Here is an 18,214-nt window from a genome sequence, read left to right as displayed (position 1 = left end):
TGACGCTACGTATTGCAAGGTCGGCAGACATGAGCATGAGAAAGCACGGGTACGCCATTGTCCACTGCCAGCGGTGCCTCAGGAGCAAAGATCGCGCACATGCCGGAGGCAATGCCTACCCCTGGCGCGCACTACGCCGGTTACCGCGCAACCAGCTAAAATTGGCCGGTTATCTCTCCTGGGTTACGCACCTGATGTCCCCGATCACCCGCACCGCACTGGCTTGCGCCGTAATCGCCCTGTCCGCGTGCAAACCGCAAGCACCGGCCACCGACGCCAGCACGTCCGCCACTGCACCGGGCACTGCCGACGACAATCTCAACGCGGTGCTGTGGATGCAGCGCTCGGTCGAATATCGGGCGGCCGCCGAACAGACATACCGGGCTGCCACCGAGCGTCTGGATGCGGCGTTGCAGGACCCGACCTGGAATGCCCTGGTCCCGGAGGAACGCGGCAATGCGTCGGCTACACTGAAACCGGCCGTCGTGATGGATGTAGACGAAACGGTGCTGGACAACACGCCCTACCTGGCGCGGCTGATCCGCAGCGGCAAGGAGTACGGCGCAGCTAGCTGGGATCAGTGGGTGAGGGAAAAGAAAGCCAAAGCAGTCCCGGGCGCGGTCGATTTCGCCAAGGCGGCCACGGCCAAGGGCATCACCGTGCTGTACGTGACTAACCGCGGCGTACATCTGAACGACGCGACCTTGGTCAACCTGCGCAAGGCAGGCCTGCCGGTGGCCGACAACAGCGTGCTACTGGGGCTGGGCACCGTGGTCAAAGACTGCAAGCAGAGCGGCTCGGAGAAACACTGCCGACGCCAACTGGTCGGCCAGCAATACCGCGTATTGATGCAATTCGGCGATCAACTCGGCGACTTCGCCCAAGTGCTGGCCAACACCCCCGAGAACCGTGAACACCTGTTCCAGCAGTACCACACCTGGTTCGGCATGCGCTGGTGGATGCTGCCCAATCCCAGTTACGGCTCCTGGGAACCGGCGCTGTTCAACAACGACTTGGCCCAACCGCGCGCCGCGCGCCACCAGGCCAAACTCGACGCGCTGGAGGTGGCGCAATGAGCCGCGCGCCACTGGCGCTGGAGGCGCACGAACGGCTGATCTTCGCGCTGGACGTGCCGGGCCGCGCCGACGCCCTGGCATGGATCGAACGGCTTGGCGATGCGGTGACGTTCTACAAGATCGGCATGGAACTGCTGGCCTCGGGCGAGTACTTCGACGTACTCGACACCCTCGCCACGCGCGGCAAGCGCGTGTTCGTGGATCTGAAGTTTTTCGACATCCCGGCCACCGTCGGCGGAGTGATTCGACGCCTGTCGCAGTGGCCGGTGGATTACTGCACCATCCACGGCTGGCACCCGGCGATGATGCAGGCAGCGGCCGAGGCCAATGGCAGCGATATGCGCCTGCTGGCGGTCACCGTGCTGACCTCGATGGGCCGCGCCGATCTGGCGGCGATGGGCATCGACCGCGCGCCGGAGGACGTGGTGGTGGAGCGCGCACTGGCCGCGCAGGCCGCCGGTATCGACGGGGTAATCGCCTCCGGGCAGGAAGCGGCATCGATCCGCCGTGCGACCGGCCCTGGGTTCTCCATCGTCTGCCCGGGCATCCGCCCCGGCGGCCCGGTGGGCGACGACCAGCAGCGCACGGTCGGTGTGGCCCGGGCCTTCGCCGATGGCGCCGACGCGATCGTGGTCGGCCGGCCGATCCGCCAGGCCCCGGACCCACGTGCCGCAGCGGTGGCGATCCAACAGGAAATCGCGGCGACCTTGTCGGGAACCGCTTCGAAATAATTAATTAAATCAATTATTTAAATTGAAATAATTAAACCATTGCATTAACTTTGGCACGCCGGTAACATGCGCGGGGTCCGGCAGTGCCGGGAGATGTGCCACCACCGTTCTCCGGCTTCGGTCGGATTTGAAGAGGCCCGCGCCTGGTGCGCGTGGCCTCTTTTTTTTATGTCTGCGGCGACGGCGGCGCCCAGCGCGCTCAGCCCGGCGCGGCGGCGCAATAGCGATCGATGAAGGCCTGATGCGGCGGCATCGCATCGGCGCAATGGCCGATGGTTTGCGCGACGCTGAGCATGAAGCGCTCCAGATCCGCGACCGGCACCTGATCCACCAGGGGGTGGTACGCGCGCGGCAGGATACCCTGCCCGACCATCACCTGCACCCAACTGATCTCGGCGAACATTTCCTCGCCGTTGCGGTAGAAGCGGCCGCTGTCGCGGAACAAATCCAGCGTGGCCTGCAATTCCGCGGGGATCGACATGCCACGGCACTGCTGCCAGAACGCGCTGTCAGCGCGTTCGCTGGCATGGTAGTGCAGCACCAGGAAGTCGCGGATACGGTCGAACTCGAAGGCGATGCGCTCGTTGTAGCGCTGCACCAGCACCGGGCTGATGCCTTCGCGCGGAAACAACTCCAGCAGTTTGGAAATGCCCGATTGGATCAGATGGATGCTGGTCGATTCCAACGGTTCCATGAAGCCGCTGGCCAAGCCCAGTGCGATCACGTTGCGATTCCATGCCTGCTTGCGGCGGCCAGTGACGAAACGCAGCGGACGCGGTTCGGCCAGCGCCGGGCCGTCGAGATTGGCGAGCAATGTCGCCGCCGCTTCGTCGTCGCTGACATGTGCGCTGGAATACACGTAACCGTTGCCGGTGCGATGTTGCAACGGGATACGCCACTGCCAACCGGCCGCGCGCGCGGTCGCACGGGTGTACGGTGTCGGTGGCCCGATCTTGGCGCACGGCACCGCCAGCGCGCGGTCGCACGGCAAGCAATGGCTGAAATCGTGGTAACCGGTGTGCAGCGCCTGCTCGATCAACAGGCCACGGAAGCCGGAGCAATCGATGAACAGATCGCCAGCGATGACCTCGCCGGAGACCAGACGTACCGAAGCGACATCGCCCGATTCCGGATGCAGAAGCACCTGCTCGACAATGCCTTCGTACCGGATCACCCCGCGCTGTTCGGCGTAGCGACGCAGGAACTGCGCGTACAGCGCCGCGTCGAAGTGATAGGCATACGCGATATTGGCCAGCGGCGAGTTCGGCGGCACGTCGCTGGCCGCGGTCATGAACTTACCGCGCTTGGCGGCGACGGTGTTGAGCGTGTAATCGCCCAGCGGACTGGCCTTGCCCGCCAGCGCTTGCTTGAACCAATACTGCTGGAAAGGCAGCAGCCCGAGCCGATGGCCGATCTCGCTCCCGAAGCCATGCACATAAGCGATGCCAGGACGCAGCCAGTCGACGAACTCGATGCCGAGCTTGAAGCTGCCCTGGGTGTCGCGCACGAACTCGGCTTCGTTGATGCCGAGCAGCGTATTGAAGGCCTTGATGTGCGGCACGGTGGCCTCGCCGACACCGACGGTACCGATCTGCTCGGACTCGATCACAGTGATGCGGTTGTCCGCGCCCAACATACGCGCCAACGCGGCCGCAGCCATCCAGCCGGCGGTCCCGCCGCCAACGATCACCAGGTTGCGCAGAGGGGCGGCGATCATGCGTGCTTAGTCCTGGATGAAAAAGGAGCGACCGAAAACGCAGACGGGGCCACGCGGCCCCGTTCGATGCCCCCCACGCGCGCCGGTCGGGCACGCGCGTGGGTGAGCCGACAGATCAGAACTTGGCGCCGACCTCGAAGGTGACGGTACGCGGGACGTAGTTGATGTCACCGGTGCGGTTCAAGCCGACATAGCTTGTATCCAAGCGTCCACCCGTTCCGAAGTAATCACCCGTTCCGTTCGGACCGCCGTAGATATAGCTCGAGTAATTCTTGAAGTTGAAGGCATTGAGCAGATTAATACGCGCCGACAGCTTGACGTCGTTGTACACCGTGAACTCTTTGGTCGCCTGGAAATCCACCGTGCGGTAACCCCAGATCTTGCCACCCACCAGGAATCTACCACTGCCCGGCGGAACGAAGCCGATTTGCTGGCACTGCGCGCCATCGGCATCGACCTTGCCATAGCAGGCGATGGTGTTCACCGGATTCGGGGTGGCCAAAACCAACTTCGCACCGAACGTCACCCCCCACGGGCCGTCGATCGACCCAGAAGCGACGAAACGGTGACCGGCCACGGCATCGGACTTCACGAAGGGATAATCGTGGATGGTCGCCTTGTCGAACGCATACGGCTCGTCGATGTTGCGGTTCTGCCGCGCACTGGTATGGGTATAGGACAGCGTCAGGCCCCAGCCCGATTCCTTGGTGTAGGGCTTCTCCGCCGACAACAGCACCTGGCTGCTGCGCTGCTCCAAGCCGTTCATGCCCAGAATCGTGTTTTGATAACCCGGCACCGGCTCTCCCCAGGGCGCACTACCGGTCGCGTCGAAGAAGGCGCCATTGGGGTAACGGTTGATCAGCGACATGGCGAAACCGTCGTAGCTGAGCACGCGCTGGAAGGTCACATCGGTCAGCCAGTCGCCGACCTGGTTGCTGATCCCGAGGCTGTACTGGTCGCTGTACGGGGTCTTGAGCCTATTGTTGAACATGAATAGCTCGGCGCTGCCACTGACACCCGGAATCGTGTTCAACTGGTCCACGCCATTGAGATATTTCGGATCCCAAACAGCGCAGGCACGATCGGCCTTGTAGCAAGAACCCGTCGCCGAATTCTTGAAATACACCGCCACCGGCGACAATGCCGCCTTGCTGGTTTCCAGCGCCAACTGTTCGAACAAATTGCGATCGTAAGAACGACCGGCGCCACCGTGCAACACCGCACTCTGATCGCCGAAGAAGTCGTAGGAGAAGCCCAGGCGCGGCGCCCAGCCATCCTTGAAGTTTTTGCGGTTATGCCCGTTGCTGATGTAATCGGCCACGTTGATGCCACTGGGCAACAAGCGGTTGGCCCAGGGCTGGCCCGGATTGGCCGGATCGTCGGAATACAACGCATTGACGAACGCAGGCGAAGTGACGAAGTTGGTGTAGGCCGGGCTTTTCTCGTAGTCCCAACGCACACCGGCGTTGACCATCAGCTTGTCGGTCGCCGCCCAATCGTCCTGAAGATAGACGCCGTACTGCTTGGATGGCGACTCCACCGTGGCCTTCTGTCCGGGCGTGTTGTAGGGCGCAATGAAATCCACCCGATAGGGGATCGCCGCCACGCCATTGGCATCGACCGAATAACTGAACTGTGGATTGAGCGCAGCCGCATCCTGCGAGATCAGTTTGATGTCCTTGTAGCTGACACCCATCTTGATGGTGTGTTCACCGTGCCACTGGAAGCTGGTCAGGGTCAGGTCGTTCTGTAGGAACCAACCCTTCTGGCTCTTGCGTTGCACGTTCAAGCCACCGGCCGAGCCGGTTTCCAGAAACGTGTATTCGCCGATATTGGGATCGTTGTAGTTGAGGTATTTATAGACGATACCGTTGCCGATGCTCTTGGGATTGGGATTGTTCTGCGAATTTTCGGTGCCGACGATCAATTCGTTGAACCAGTTGTCGGCACTGTGTTGCCAGCGCAGATTGGCGCGCTTGTCCTTGTTGATTTTGTTGGTGCCGTGATCCAGCGCGCTGGTGCCACCGACGTTGCCGACCTGGCTTTCATTGCGGTACTGGCCGCTCAGTTCGATACGATCGCGATCGGTCGGTTCGAAATCGAGCTTGCCGAAATACAGATCCTCGGAGAACGGCATGTTGGCCGCGCCATACTGGCTGGAAATCGTCGATGGCAACAATCCGATATACGGCTGTGCGTTGGCATCGGCCTGCACGCTCTTGGGCACCACGTTTTCCTTGCCTTCGTAGGCCACGAAGAAGTGCATGCGATCCTGAATGATCGGACCGCCCAGCGCGAAACCATACTCCTTGGTCTGCGAATCGATCTTGCCGTTTGCTTCCTCGTCGGGACGCTTGTCGCGCAGATCCTGATCGGTATAACGGTAGAACGTCTCGCCATGGAACTCGTTGGTGCCGGACTTGGTCGCCGCGGTGATTGCCGCGCCGCTGATCTGGCCGTACTCGGCCTTGTAGTTGGAGGTGATGACCTTGTACTCGCCAATGGCCAACTGCGGGAACGGGTTGCCTTGGGTATCGCTCTGGCCGGCGATACCGCCACCCTTGACATAGCTCTTCTGGCCAACACCGTCGATGTACAAGTTGCCCGCGCTGGCATTGGAAGCACCGCCGCGCAGCTTGGTATTACCGTTGCCATCCACTTGGAACACCATGCCCGGCACGGTGTCGGCGAACTCGAGGAAGTTGCGCGTGGCCTGCGGCAATTGCTCGATCTGGTGCAGCGACACCACGTTGCCCACTTCCGAGGTCTTGACGTCCTTGAGCATCGGCGCGCTGACGTTGATGGTGTCCAGCGTTTTGGCGTTGCCAGCGCCAGCCGGCTGGGTGCCGGCGTCCAGGTCCACGGTGGAGGAGGACGCCACCTGCAAGGTCACCATGCGACTGATGCCGTTGGCCTCGACCTTATAGGTCCCCGGCGGCAGGCCGACCACGGTGTAGTTGCCGTTGGCGGCGACCGGCGCGCGGCGCACCGCGCCGGTGGCGATGTTGGTGACGGTGACTTCGCTGCCAGCCTGAGCCGCCGCGACTTGACCGCGCAGTGTCGCGTTGCTGGATTGCGCCAACGCCGGCAACGCGACGAACAGACAGGTCGCCAGCGCGCAGCACAGCATGCTGCGTGCGGGCAGGGTAGAAGTAGAACGCATTTTGCTCATGACAAAAGCCCCTCCAAGGGCGGTCAACGGAATCGTGCGACGTGGTTCTTTTAGTATTCAGGCAAGAACGTGATCGATACCGCGTGACGTTCATGTCAATCCATCGCGACTCCTCCCCGCGCACAGGACGCACGCACGATGAGTTGCGGGACAATCGCTGCGTCCGCTGGAGTTGGAGCGGGCATGCCATGCGGCTCCAGCGCGGCGAGCAGCAATTGCATCGCGCGTGCGCCGAAACCGACGATGTCCACGCGCATGGTGGTCAATGCCGGATGCACGTAACGCGCCATCGGCAGGTCGTCGAAACCGGCCAGCGCAATGTCCTCGGGCACGCGCACGCCGGCATGGGTGAAGGCAAACAGGCAACCCAGCGCCATCATGTCGTTGGCCGCAAACACCACATCCGGACGCTGGCCCTGCAATAGCGCCTCCCCGGCCCGATAACCGGACGCCTCATCGAACGCGCCCTGCACCACCTGCGCCGATACCTGCGGGCAATGGGCCTGCAATTCGTCGCGGTAACCACGCAGGCGCTCGCTCGCATCGAAGTTGTCCTGCGGCCCGGCGATGAAGGCGATGCGGCGGTGACCAAGGCCCAACAGGTGGCGCGTCATCACTCGCGCACCGCCATAGTTGTCGATGTTGAGCGCTGGCGCATCGCCCAGCCGCTCGGCGGAGTTCATCAACACCGCCGGTAACCCGCCGAGCGGTATCTCGTCAGGGTCCCCGGCAACACCGGCTAGGTACGGTGCCATGATCAACAGCCCGTCCACGCGCCCAGGCATGCGCTGCACCGCGCGCCGCTGTTCTTCCTGCGCGCCACGGTAGCTGGACACCAACAGATGCAGGCCACGCGTGTGCGCCACCATATCGATGCCGCGGATCACCTCGGAGAAGAACTCGCCGTGCAGGTCCGGCAGCACCACGCCGATGGTGTGAGTACGGCGGCTGCTGAGACTGCGCGCGGCATGATGCGGTACGTAGTGCAGGCTGCGCGCGGCCTCCAGCACGCGCGCGCGCACCGGCTCGGCCACATGCTGATGGCCATTCATGGTGCGCGAGACCGTCGCCACCGAGACATTGGCCAGGCGTGCCACATCCTTGATGGTGATGTTGGCGCGCTGTTCCGGAGCGGATACGAAACGAGGCCTCACCAGCGTGTCCCCAGGAAACCGGATGGTTTGCGCAACGAGGGACCAGCTGCGGCATACGCGATCCAGCACGCATCTGCGATTCCCTGCGTGGGCCGTACACGCAGGCGGCAGACCATGGGCGTCACGCGGTCGATCGGCACCGCGACCGCTTGCACCTGGACATGCCAGGGCTTGGCACATCGGCACAGAACAACGAACCGCCAGCAGAGCCAGCGGCAAGCGCCAACGTCACCGAACACCCGGACGATGTCAGACCAATAGCGCATCAGGCCTCCCCGGCCAACCCGCGCCTCAATCGAGGTGGGCGGACGGTAACAGCAACTGCAAGCGGTTACATGATGCATTGCAACACGGTGAAATTGACCACGTGTCCATCGATGCGCCGTCATCACTATCGCCCTACCATGGCAACCGCGATATGGAATATCCTGGATCGAAACCGCGACAAGCGACACAGACGGACCGCTTGCCGGAATCGTCCGCGCCCAGCAAGATGCAGGACGTTTTGGGGAACGAGCCCGTCGCTAATGTCGTCCTACCCGACCCGGGGCTTCTCCTCGCGCGCCTTGTCATCGCTGCTGCTGGCGGCGCTTGCCCTGTCCGTCTCTGGGTGCAAACCCACGCCTACCGAACTACCGGGCGCCCGTGCCGAACCACCCACCGCGGTGCGCGCCTTGGCGCATGCGTTGCAGCGCAACGACCTCGTCGGCTATGCCCGCACCGCCGTGCCCCCGGCCCAGTACCGAGGCCTGCAACAGGCCTGGAGCAAGGACCGAAGCCGATGGCCGCTGACCGAGTTGCCACTGGCCAAACGCCTACCCGAAGTGCTCGCCACGCTGGCCGCACCGGACGCCGAGCGCCAGTTGCAACACGCCTTCGACACCCAATTCGGTGGCCAGGCGGAGAGCCTGAAACAGGCGGCGCATTCGCTGGGCCTGTTCGGCGTGCAATATCTGCGCAACGAAAATGACTACACCCCCGAGCAGCGCGATCATTACGTCCAGTTGGTACAGGCGCTTAGCGCCTGGGCCGCACGGGCACCGCTGTCCGAGCGCAACCGCGCGCATGCAGCAATCGCCCGATTGTGCGCGGCGGCGCGGCGCACCGGAATACGCAGCGATGCCGATCTGCACACCCTGGGCATGGACGAGAGCCTGGGCCGGCTTGGGCCATTCCTGGCCGACCTCAAAGCGGTACTGGCCGACTACGGGCTGGACCTGGGCGCCACTGCCGGCGCGCTGCGCACCGGCCTGGTCAGTCAGCAGGGCGACCTGGCCGTAGTGCGGATCCAGTATCCGCTGGACGGCGAACAGATCGACACCAGCGCCGTGCTGGTGAACCGTGAAGGGCACTGGTACCTGCGCAACATCCTGGATCAGGTGCAGACGCTGCTGGCCGCCACGGCAGGCCCCCAAGCCGCCACAGCCGCAGCCCCTCATCACGCGACACCAGCTAAGCGATAATGGCGCCGATGCCAGAACACAATCCTCTCCCCTTTCCCGAGGACACCGCCGCCGCAGGCGGCGCGTTCCCCCCAGGGCATACGCCTACCACCGCCCAGACGTCCAATGCCGGCGAGCGCCCGGCTTCGGCACCCACTACGGCGACCCCGTCCATGGCACACGCAGGCGCGCGACAAGCCAAACGGCCGCTGTGGGCACGCCTGCTCGGCCGTCTGGCCGATCCCTGGCTGGGCCTGAAGATCGAGCCGGACGAACCCGGCCAATACGACGACGGCCGCCCCGTGGTTTACGTGCTGGAGGACTACGGCCTGTCCAACGCGCTGATCCTGGACAAGGCCTGTCGGGAATCCGGTTTGCCCTCGCCGCTGGTACCGCTGCCGGGCGACCCGCTGGGCCGCAAACGGGCCTACCTGGCGCTGTCCAGGCGCAGCAGCAACCACGCCTTGATCCCGGAGCAGCGCGGCGCCAAGACCCACTCCGATTCGCTGGCTAAGCTACTGCACGCGCATCGCGTGCGCGCAGAGCTGGACATCCATCTGGTGCCCGTGTCGATCTTCGTCGGCCGCGCCCCGGATAAACAGAGCGGTTGGTTCGCGGTGCTGTTCTCCGAGAACTGGGCGCTGGTGGGCAGTTTCCGCCGCCTGCTCGGCGTGCTGCTCAACGGTCGCAGCACCATCGTGCGCTTCGCCACACCGGTATCGATACGGCAAACGCTGCAAGAGGGCCTGCCGCCCGAACGCACCGTGCGCAAGCTGCAACGGGTGCTGCGTACCCATTTTCGCCGCATCCGCGAAACGGTGATCGGCCCGGATCTGTCGACCCGACGCCTGCTGGTGGATCAGGTCCTGGCCGTCGATCCGGTGCGCGAGGCCATCGCGGTGCAGGCCAAGCGCGACAACAGCAAGATCTTGGACGCCTGGCGCAAGGCTCACTCCTACGCCTGGGAGATCGCGGCCGATTACTCCAGCCCAGTGGTGCGCTCGGCCGGTGTCCTGCTCACCCACGTATGGAACCGGATCTATGCCGGCGTGCTGGTGCACCACCTGGACAAGCTCAAGGATGCCGCGCCAGGGCACGAGGTGATCTACGTCCCCAGCCATCGCAGCCACATGGACTACCTGTTGCTGTCCTATGTGCTGTACGAACGCGGCATCGTGCCACCGCATATCGTGGCCGGTATCAATCTCGACTTGCCGGTGGTCGGTACGCTGCTGCGCAAGTGCGGCGCGTTCTTCATCCGCCGCTCGATCAAGGGCAACGCGCTGTATTCGGCGGTACTCAGCGAATACGTGGCGCAACTGGTGGCCGGCGGCTATTCGATCGAGTACTTTGTCGAAGGCGGACGCTCGCGCACCGGCCGACTGCTGCAACCCAAAGGCGGCATGATCGCGATGACGTTGCGCGCGTTCTTGCGCCAGCCGCGCAAGCCGGTGCTGTTCCAGCCCGTCTACATCGGCTACGAAAAGCTGATGGAGGGCAACAGCTATCTGGACGAACTCAGCGGCCGGCAGAAGGAAAAAGAATCGATCTGGGCCCTGTTGTGGGGCATCCCCAAAGTGCTCAAGCAGAACTTCGGCCAGGTCGTGGTGAACTTCGGCGAACCGATCGCGTTGAGCCAAATGCTGGCGCAGCGCGCACCGGAATGGGACGGCCAGCCACTGAGCGAGGACGAGAAACCGGCCTGGTTGAGCGGCACCGTCGATGCGTTGGCACAGCAGATCCAAGTCCACATCAACGCCGCCGCCGACGTCAATCCGATCAACCTGCTGGCGCTGGCGCTGCTGTCCACGCCCAAGCATGCGATGGGCGAAGCCGACCTGATCGCGCAGATCGAACTGTGCAAAAAACTACTGGCCGAATTGCCATATTCGGACCGGGTCACCGTGACCCCGCATTCGCCCGAGCGGATCATCGCCCATGCCGAGGACATCAACGTCCTCACGCGTATCCCGCATCCGCTGGGCGACGTACTCAGCGTCAACGGCGATAACGCGGTGTTGCTGAGTTACTTCCGCAACAATGTGCTGCATCTGTTCACCGCCTCCTCGTGGGTGGCGTGCTGCTTCCAGAACAACCGCCGCATGAGCCGTGCCGGCCTGCTGCGGCTAGGCCGTACCGTGTATCCATTCCTGCAGAGCGAACTGTTCCTGCCATGGAGCGAAGACCAGTTCGCCGAGCGCATCGAGCGCACGATCGAAGTCTTCGTGCGCGAGGGCTTGCTGCAGCAGATCGACGAGGACGAAGGCAGCGTCGTGCTGGCGCGCAATACCGGGCAGACCGACGAAGTCTTCCGCCTGCGCGCGATCGGCCATTCGTTGCAACAAGCATTCGAGCGCTACTACATCGCCATCTCGGTGCTGGTGAAGAACGGCCCCGGCAAGCTCGGTGCCGGCGAGCTGGAAAGCCTGTGCCAGCAGGCCGCACAGCGCCTGAGCCTGCTGTACGCGCCAGCCGCGCCCGAGTTCTTCGACAAGGCCCTGTTCCGCGGCTTCATCCAGAAACTGCGCGAACTGAAACTGGTGTGGCCGGACGACAACGGCAAATTGCTGTTCGATGAGCATTTGGATGTCTGGGCCAAGGACGCCAAATTCATCCTCGGCCGCGAACTACGCCACACCATCGAGCGGATCAGTCCCGAAGCGATCTAAGGCTGGGGGGACACTCCTGGCACAAGAGTAAGTCCGTCGCTCACAGCGATGCGGCAATATCTGGGCGCGTGGCGACGCGCCCGATACCACGGCGCCGACAGGTCATCGCGGTGCGGGCCAAGGAAGCGACATTCATCCTCGGCCACGAACTGCGACATACCATCGGGCGGATCAGCCGAGGGACGACTAAAGCTGAAGAAGCACTGGTTTTTGAATGAAACCGCGCGCACTGGCAACATCAAAGGCACCACGAAAACCGTGGTCGCGCTCAGGCCGGCTCGTCGGGGATCAACAGCTGCTCCAGGTGCAGGATGCAATCTTTCAACTGCAGCTTGCGCTTCTTCAGCCGCTTGGCTTCCAACTCGTCTTCGAAATTAGCCGGGATACGCTGCAATTGTTCGTCGAGCGCACGGTGTTCGCGACGCAGGGCGTCGATGCGCAGGGAAATTTCGGCGGGCGTCAGAGTGTCCACGTGCTTGAGCATACACAGACGGTAGGGCCGCCGTCACGGGGCGCGGCAGCGTTGTGCCTGCTTCGGGCAGCAGTAAATGCCACGCGTATGCTCAATCGCCGTATGGATGCACCTGCACGATGTGACCCTGCGCATCGTGATGCAGTTCGGTGACCTTGATCGAGCGTAGATGGGTGACCCCGCCCGAAAGCAGGGCATCGTGGTAGAACAGATACCAGCGGTCCTGGAACGCGCAGATCGAATGATGCGTGGTCCATCCCACCACCGGGCTCAGCAACGGCCCCTGGTAGGTGAACGGGCCATAGGGCGAATCGCCGATCGCATAGCACAGCAGATGGGTATCGCCAGTCGAGTACGACAGATAGTAACGGCCAGCATGGACGTGCAGCCATGGCGCTTCGAAATAGCGGCGTGCGTGGTCGCCGGCAAGCAACGGGTGGCCATCGGCATCGACAATGGCGATCTCGCGCGGGGCTTCGGCCAGACTCAGCATGTCCGTGCACAATCGCGCCACCCGTGGCCCCAACGCCGGCGCATAGTCGGCGGGCTCGCCGTTGTCGGCCGCGTAGACGTTGTCGCGGTAGCGTTCCAGTTGCCCGCCCCACAGTCCACCGAAATACAGATAGTGGCTGCCGTCGCGGTCGGCGAACACCGCCGGATCGATCGAGTAAGCGCCGTCGATCGGCTGCGGCTGCGCGACGAACGGGCCGTGCGGACGTTCGCCGACCGCGACGCCGATCTGAAACAGGCCATCGGCACGCTTGGCCGGAAAATACAGGTAATAGCGACCGTCGCGGCAGGCCGCATCCGGCGCCCATAATTGACGCTCGGCCCAGGGAATATCCTGCAAATGCAGCGCTAAACCACAATCGACGGCGGGACCATCCGGTGTCTGCATGCGGAACACATGGTAGTCCTGCATGCCGAAATGATCGCCGTTGTCGTTGAACGCCACGCCGGTCTCGATGTCGTGCGAGGTGTAGATGTACAGGGCTTCCTCGAAGACATGCGCCGACGGATCGGCGGTGTACATGTGGGTCACCAGCGGCGGCGAGATAGCCTTGCAGGCCAGCGCCTGCAGATCTGCGGGGGAATCGACGGACATGGCGGACCTGTGAGCGGGAAGGAAACGTCAGTGGGTGGAGGCGATTTGCAGGCGGCGCGCGTCCAGCTCGCGCTCGATACGAGATTCCAGTGACTTATCGATCGCGTAACAGCGCAACAGCAGCACACCGAGCAAGAACGGAATCGCGCTGTACACGCTGATGGTCAAACGAATCCCATTGCTCACCGCTGCGCTCTGCTGCGGCGCAGCCGCGTCGTAGCCATAGAAGGCGAGCAGGCCGGCGACCAGCGCCCCACCAATGCTCAAGCCGACCTTGAGCCCGCATAGCATCGCCGAGAACACGATGGCGGTGGCGCGGCGATGGTTCTTCCATTCGGAGTAATCGGCGACATCGGCAATCATCGCCCACAGCAATGGAATGGTCATGCCGTAGAAGAACCCGTGCAGCACGTAGGAGCCGAACACCAGACCGATGGCCTGCGGTGGATACATCGAAAATGCTAGCAGAAACAAGGTGGACGCCAGTAGCGCGGCACCGAACGCATTGCGCTTGCCGTAGCGGTCGGCCAGGCGTTTGGAGAAGGTAATGCCGATGATCATCGCCAGAATGCCACCCGCACTGAACATACTGAAAGCGGAGGTCGGCGCATCCTGCGGCCAATGCAGCACGCCCAATCCGGTACTGGCCAGTAGCCGGTTGAGTATCGCGATCAACGTATTGAAGCCGCTGCGATCGAGAAACCCGGTCAGTGCCTGCGCATCCAGATAATTCTTGAAGTAGTACACATACATGCCGCCCTTCAACGCCAGGTTGACGAATACCAAGATGGTCACCGCCAGCATCACCAGCCACGGCGTATTGCGAACCAGGTCGCCCAGGTCCTGACGCACACTCGATGGTTGTGCGGCGATCGGCAACACGCGCTCGCGGGTAGTGGCGAAAGCGATCAAAAAACACAGCGTACCGACGCCGGCAAACAGACCCATGGCGGTCTGGAAACCGCGCGCCTTATCGCCATCGCCGAGCATCAGCACCAACGGCAGCAATAGCACTTGGATCACGAACTGCGCCAGCGTCACCGCAAAGAAGCGATAGGCCGAGAGACTGTTGCGTTGCTCCATGCTGCCGGTGAGCACCCCGCTGAGCGCCGAGTAAGGCAGGTTATTGGCGACATAAATCAGCATCAGCAAGGCGTAGGTCGCAAACGCGTAGACGATCTTGCCCTGCTCGCTCAGCATCGGGGTGCTGAAGGCCAGGAGCGAGAACCCGCCGAAGGGCAGCGCCGTCCACAGGATCCAGGGCCGGAACTTGCCCCAGCGCGAGCGCGTGCGATCGGCCAGCACGCCCACCAAAGGCGTGAACACGAACGCGCCAAGCAGGCCGACCACAAAGATCAACGTGGCGGCAACGCCAGCCGGGATCCGGTAGACGTCGGTATAGAAGAACGCCAAGAAACTGACCAGGGTCTGGAAAATCAGATTCGCGGCGAGGTCGCCCAGGCTGTAGCCGATCTTTTCGCCGAGCGAGAGGGAATGCGTAGAGGTCATGGGCGACGATCGTAAGGAAGAAGGGAGTATCGCGCGGCAAGGCCGCCAGTGCAGTGCAAGATCGCACGTCGCCGTGCGGCTCAGAACGTACCGCGAATGCCCAGCATGATGGTCCGCCCAGGCTTGTATAGATCGTAGGTGGCGTTGGGATATTCGAAGGTGGTGCGCAACGGTGCGTTGGTGAGGTTGGTGATGTTGAGGGTGATCTGTGGCGCCGAGGGCAAATGCGCCAACGTATAGCTGGCCGACAGATCCAGTTGCCCGCGCGCATCGGCCATCAGCCGCGCGTCGGGAATGCCGTTCTGATTGGCGCCGGAGATGATCATGTCGTCATTCCAGGCATAGGACAAGCGCACCGATGTGTTGTTTTTCTCCCAGTACACGGTGCCGTTCCACAGGTTCGGCGCCACACCCACAGCGACTGCCGGCACGCCACCGCCATTGGACTGCTGCGCGACGTGGGTGTAATTAAGGCTGAAACCGAGGCCGTCCAGCAAGCGGTCCAGCGGTTGCACCCAGATCGCTTCCAGGCCACGGATGTCGAGCACACCATCGGCGTTGACCTGGGTCTGCACGTCCACCGTGGCCACGTTGGGGCCGCCGCGCTGTTGAAGCGCAGCCTGCTGGGTTGCGCTCAACGTCGCGTAGTCGACGCCCAGGTCGAGGAAGGGAATGCGGCGCACGCCGTTGACGGTGAAGCCATCGATCCGCTTGCCAAACAGAGTCAAGCCAACGAATCCTTCGCCGCCGGTGTACCACTCGCCGCCGATGTCCAGGTTGGTGGATCGATACGGCGCGAGCTTGGAATTGCCCTGGGTCGCGGTCTGCGCCGATGGGTCGCTGAAGTTGGTGTTGGGCAACATCGCGCTGGGATCGGGCCGGGTCAGGGTGCGCGAAGCGGACAGCCGCACCACCACATCCTTGGCGATGTCCCAGGCCAGGTTGAACGAAGGCAGCAATTCGCTGTAATTCGAATTCAGCACTTGGTAGCGGCGCACGCCACCGACCGTGACCGGACCGCTGATAGTTTGGTCGGTGGTCACATAGCGCACGCCGGCGTTGAAACGCAGCGTGCGGTTCCATACATCGGTTTCGGCATTGGTTTCGACGTAGAAACCCCAGTTTTTCTCCAGAATGCCGCCGGTCGCAGCGCCGGTATTGGCCGCATTGGTCTCCGGCGCCGCATCGCGTAGGGCGTAGTAACCGCTATCGCGCAGGAAGCGGTTGAAGTCCACGGTAATGAAACCGCCAGGACCAGGCTTCAAATACGAGGCCAACGCCGCCTGCGGAATCAACGAACCAGGGCCCCCGGTGCAGGTATTACCACCACCGCGGCAGACCAAGGTTTCCCACGCAGCACTGTTGTCGAAGCCGCGGATGCGCCGCTCGGCCTGATCATAGGCGACACCGACCTTGATATTGCGACGGTCTTCGCCGAATTGCAGATCGGCGTGCGCGCCACGAGTTTCGGTGTCGCGCTTTTCGTTGGCGATGTTGAGCCGGCCGCCGGTCCAGCTCCAACCCAGGTTGGGATTGTCCAGATCCAGCGGACTGGAAATCGACGGAATGTCCCCGCCGGCGTTGCGATAATCCACGGTGGTGAATGGCGATGTTACCAACACGCTCGGCGATTCGCGGAACATCCAGCTACGCGTAGCGTTGGCTTGTACGTTGAGCTTGATGTCCTGTGCCTGGCCGAACAACAATTCGGCGCCCGGATTCACGCTCCAGAACTTGACCTGCTCGCGATACGGACGTGCTTCGAGAAAATACTGCGCATTGGCGAACGTCGCCGCGGTGACCACGTTGTTGGCATCGAGCTGCATGTTCAACGGAATCATGTTTCCGTTGCGCCCGATCAGGTTCATGCTGGTCCGGTCGGTGGTGCGTTTGGCCTTGGAAAACAGGCTATCCAGGTAGAAATGGGCACTGTCGCTGGGTCGCCATTCCAACGACAGCACCGAGGCGTCGCGATCGCGATCGCCCTGCATCTGCACGCGCCGGCCCAGGCGCGGAATCAGCGCTTCGGTGATCTGCGCGGTGCTCAGTCCGGGGTTATGCGCCAGCAACCATGCCGCGTCGATGCTCTGGCCTGGAGTCAGGCCGGCACCGGCGGTGACCGGCACAGTATCGGGAATCCGCCAGTTACCGCCGCCGTTGGCATTGCATGCCACCGGCTGGTTGGTCGACGGGACACCGGCCGGCGGGGTCAGACCGCACTGTGCGTAGGTCAGACCGGGATTAGTCCAGCCGATGCTCTCGAACCCATCCACTCCGATCTTGCTGCGCACCGAGGACACACCGAACAGCGCACCGAAGGTACCGGCTTGATTGGTCCAACTGCCCATCAATGCCCCACGCGGGGTGGTCTTTTTGCTGGTGCTGTTCCAGTCGCCCTGCAATTGGTAGGTCACATGCGTCCCCGGGTGATCGAACGGACGCGCACTACGCATGTCGACCACGCCGGACACACCACCTTCGAGCATGCTCGCGGTCGGCGTCTTGTTCACCGTCAGCTGGGTGAAGAACTCGGTCGGGAACAGGTTGAGGTCCACCTCGCGGTTCTGATTCTGCGCATTGAGGCCAATCGAGGCGGTGGCGATGTTGGCGCCATTCAAGGTGGTCTTGGTGAAGCTGCTGCCCAGGCCGCGAATGGCGATATTCAGTCCTTCGCCATTCACGTCGCGCGCCAGCTGCACGCCGGGAATGCGATTGAGCGATTCGGCGATGTTCATGTCCGGAAACTTACCGATATCTTCGGCGAAGACGGTATCGCTGAATGTCACCGCATCGCGTTTGGCATCGGTCGAGAATTGAATACTGTGGCGGTAACCGGAAACGTTCACGGCATCCAACTGCTTCACCTTCTCGCCGCTGGCGGCAAGCGCAGCTTGCGCATCCGCTGGAGGCGCAGCTTGCGCTCGAACCGTTTCTGCGCTCATCCCGGATAACACCAGAGCCAGTGCATATGCCAACGTGGTACGCGCATAACCGTTGTTCACCGTAATCCTCTCACGAAGCAGATATCCCGCATCCCGCACTTTGCGGGACAATGGCTGGCCAACGAATCACTGGCCGACGAATAACTTGAATGACGGAAAAACTGCAGCGAACGCTCACCCCATCCACTGGCCATGGTCGCGGATGGTAGCGCTATCAACCACACT

At 62.8% G+C, this 18,214-nt stretch carries 10 protein-coding genes and 1 pseudogene; 4 read left to right on the top strand and 7 right to left on the bottom strand.

Annotated elements, in window-relative coordinates:
• Positions 1–194: 194 nt before the first annotated feature.
• Together XaFJ1_RS00245 and pyrF are read left to right on the top strand one after the other, a co-directional pair.
• Positions 195–1,076, top strand: coding sequence for a 5'-nucleotidase, lipoprotein e(P4) family (locus tag XaFJ1_RS00245; RefSeq protein WP_012914613.1), 882 nt, complete (start codon positions 195–197; stop codon positions 1,074–1,076).
• Complete coding sequence (pyrF, locus tag XaFJ1_RS00240; RefSeq protein ID WP_012914612.1) at positions 1,073–1,807, top strand: orotidine-5'-phosphate decarboxylase; 735 nt, start codon at positions 1,073–1,075, stop codon at positions 1,805–1,807. Before XaFJ1_RS00245 ends, pyrF begins: the two co-directional genes overlap by 4 nt.
• Positions 1,808–2,006: 199 nt before the next feature.
• On the opposite strand, the gene XaFJ1_RS00235 is transcribed toward pyrF, so the two are convergent.
• From XaFJ1_RS00235 to XaFJ1_RS00225, 3 genes are all read right to left on the bottom strand, one after another.
• On the bottom strand, positions 2,007–3,524 hold the full coding sequence (locus XaFJ1_RS00235; protein ID WP_012914611.1) for a tryptophan halogenase family protein: 1,518 nt from the start codon (positions 3,522–3,524) through the stop codon (positions 2,007–2,009).
• 115 nt (positions 3,525–3,639) lie between these two features.
• Positions 3,640–6,696 carry a TonB-dependent receptor gene (locus tag XaFJ1_RS00230; RefSeq protein ID WP_012914610.1) on the bottom strand — a complete coding sequence of 1,019 codons (3,057 nt, stop codon included), beginning with the start codon at positions 6,694–6,696 and terminating at the stop codon, positions 3,640–3,642.
• Between the two features lie 95 nt (positions 6,697–6,791).
• Complete coding sequence (locus XaFJ1_RS00225; RefSeq protein WP_012914609.1) at positions 6,792–7,850, bottom strand: LacI family DNA-binding transcriptional regulator; 1,059 nt, start codon at positions 7,848–7,850, stop codon at positions 6,792–6,794.
• A 527-nt stretch (positions 7,851–8,377) separates the two neighbouring features.
• Between XaFJ1_RS00225 and XaFJ1_RS00220 the strand changes: the two genes are divergently transcribed.
• Positions 8,378–9,313 (top strand): hypothetical protein, encoded by a 936-nt coding sequence (locus tag XaFJ1_RS00220; protein ID WP_012914608.1) that lies wholly within the window; start codon positions 8,378–8,380, stop codon positions 9,311–9,313.
• 161 nt (positions 9,314–9,474) lie between these two features.
• Positions 9,475–11,961: pseudogene (gene plsB, locus XaFJ1_RS00215) on the top strand (glycerol-3-phosphate 1-O-acyltransferase PlsB); the annotation flags it as partial.
• A 268-nt stretch (positions 11,962–12,229) separates the two neighbouring features.
• Here the strand turns inward: plsB and XaFJ1_RS00210 are convergent.
• The 4 genes from XaFJ1_RS00210 to XaFJ1_RS00195 all read right to left on the bottom strand — a co-directional run bounded on the left by XaFJ1_RS00210 (position 12,230) and on the right by XaFJ1_RS00195 (position 17,989).
• Positions 12,230–12,433: a YdcH family protein gene (locus XaFJ1_RS00210; protein WP_045757125.1), complete on the bottom strand. Its 204-nt coding sequence runs from the start codon at positions 12,431–12,433 to the stop codon at positions 12,230–12,232.
• A 91-nt stretch (positions 12,434–12,524) separates the two neighbouring features.
• Positions 12,525–13,538 carry a glycoside hydrolase family 43 protein gene (locus tag XaFJ1_RS00205; protein WP_012914605.1) on the bottom strand — a complete coding sequence of 338 codons (1,014 nt, stop codon included), beginning with the start codon at positions 13,536–13,538 and terminating at the stop codon, positions 12,525–12,527.
• Between the two features lie 27 nt (positions 13,539–13,565).
• Positions 13,566–15,047: an MFS transporter gene (locus XaFJ1_RS00200; protein ID WP_012914604.1), complete on the bottom strand. Its 1,482-nt coding sequence runs from the start codon at positions 15,045–15,047 to the stop codon at positions 13,566–13,568.
• Positions 15,048–15,127: 80 nt separating this feature from the next.
• Complete coding sequence (locus XaFJ1_RS00195; RefSeq protein ID WP_301272194.1) at positions 15,128–17,989, bottom strand: TonB-dependent receptor; 2,862 nt, start codon at positions 17,987–17,989, stop codon at positions 15,128–15,130.
• Between the last annotated feature and the right edge of the window lie 225 nt (positions 17,990–18,214).

Source organism: Xanthomonas albilineans (assembly GCF_009931595.1).
Classification (GTDB): Bacteria; Pseudomonadota; Gammaproteobacteria; order Xanthomonadales; family Xanthomonadaceae; genus Xanthomonas_A; species Xanthomonas_A albilineans.
The sequence above is the reverse complement of the archived record's forward strand: the minus strand, read 5'-3'. Positions and strand labels throughout refer to the sequence as shown.

Coding starts and splice junctions, on each gene's coding strand:
- XaFJ1_RS00245 (WP_012914613.1), top strand. CDS start 195: ATGTCCCCGATCACCCGCACCGCACTGGCTTGCGCCGTAATCGCCCTG.
- pyrF (WP_012914612.1), top strand. CDS start 1,073: ATGAGCCGCGCGCCACTGGCGCTGGAGGCGCACGAACGGCTGATCTTC.
- XaFJ1_RS00235 (WP_012914611.1), bottom strand. CDS start 3,524: ATGATCGCCGCCCCTCTGCGCAACCTGGTGATCGTTGGCGGCGGGACC.
- XaFJ1_RS00230 (WP_012914610.1), bottom strand. CDS start 6,696: ATGAGCAAAATGCGTTCTACTTCTACCCTGCCCGCACGCAGCATGCTG.
- XaFJ1_RS00220 (WP_012914608.1), top strand. CDS start 8,378: ATGTCGTCCTACCCGACCCGGGGCTTCTCCTCGCGCGCCTTGTCATCG.
- XaFJ1_RS00205 (WP_012914605.1), bottom strand. CDS start 13,538: ATGTCCGTCGATTCCCCCGCAGATCTGCAGGCGCTGGCCTGCAAGGCT.
- XaFJ1_RS00200 (WP_012914604.1), bottom strand. CDS start 15,047: ATGACCTCTACGCATTCCCTCTCGCTCGGCGAAAAGATCGGCTACAGC.
- XaFJ1_RS00195 (WP_301272194.1), bottom strand. CDS start 17,989: ATGAGCGCAGAAACGGTTCGAGCGCAAGCTGCGCCTCCAGCGGATGCG.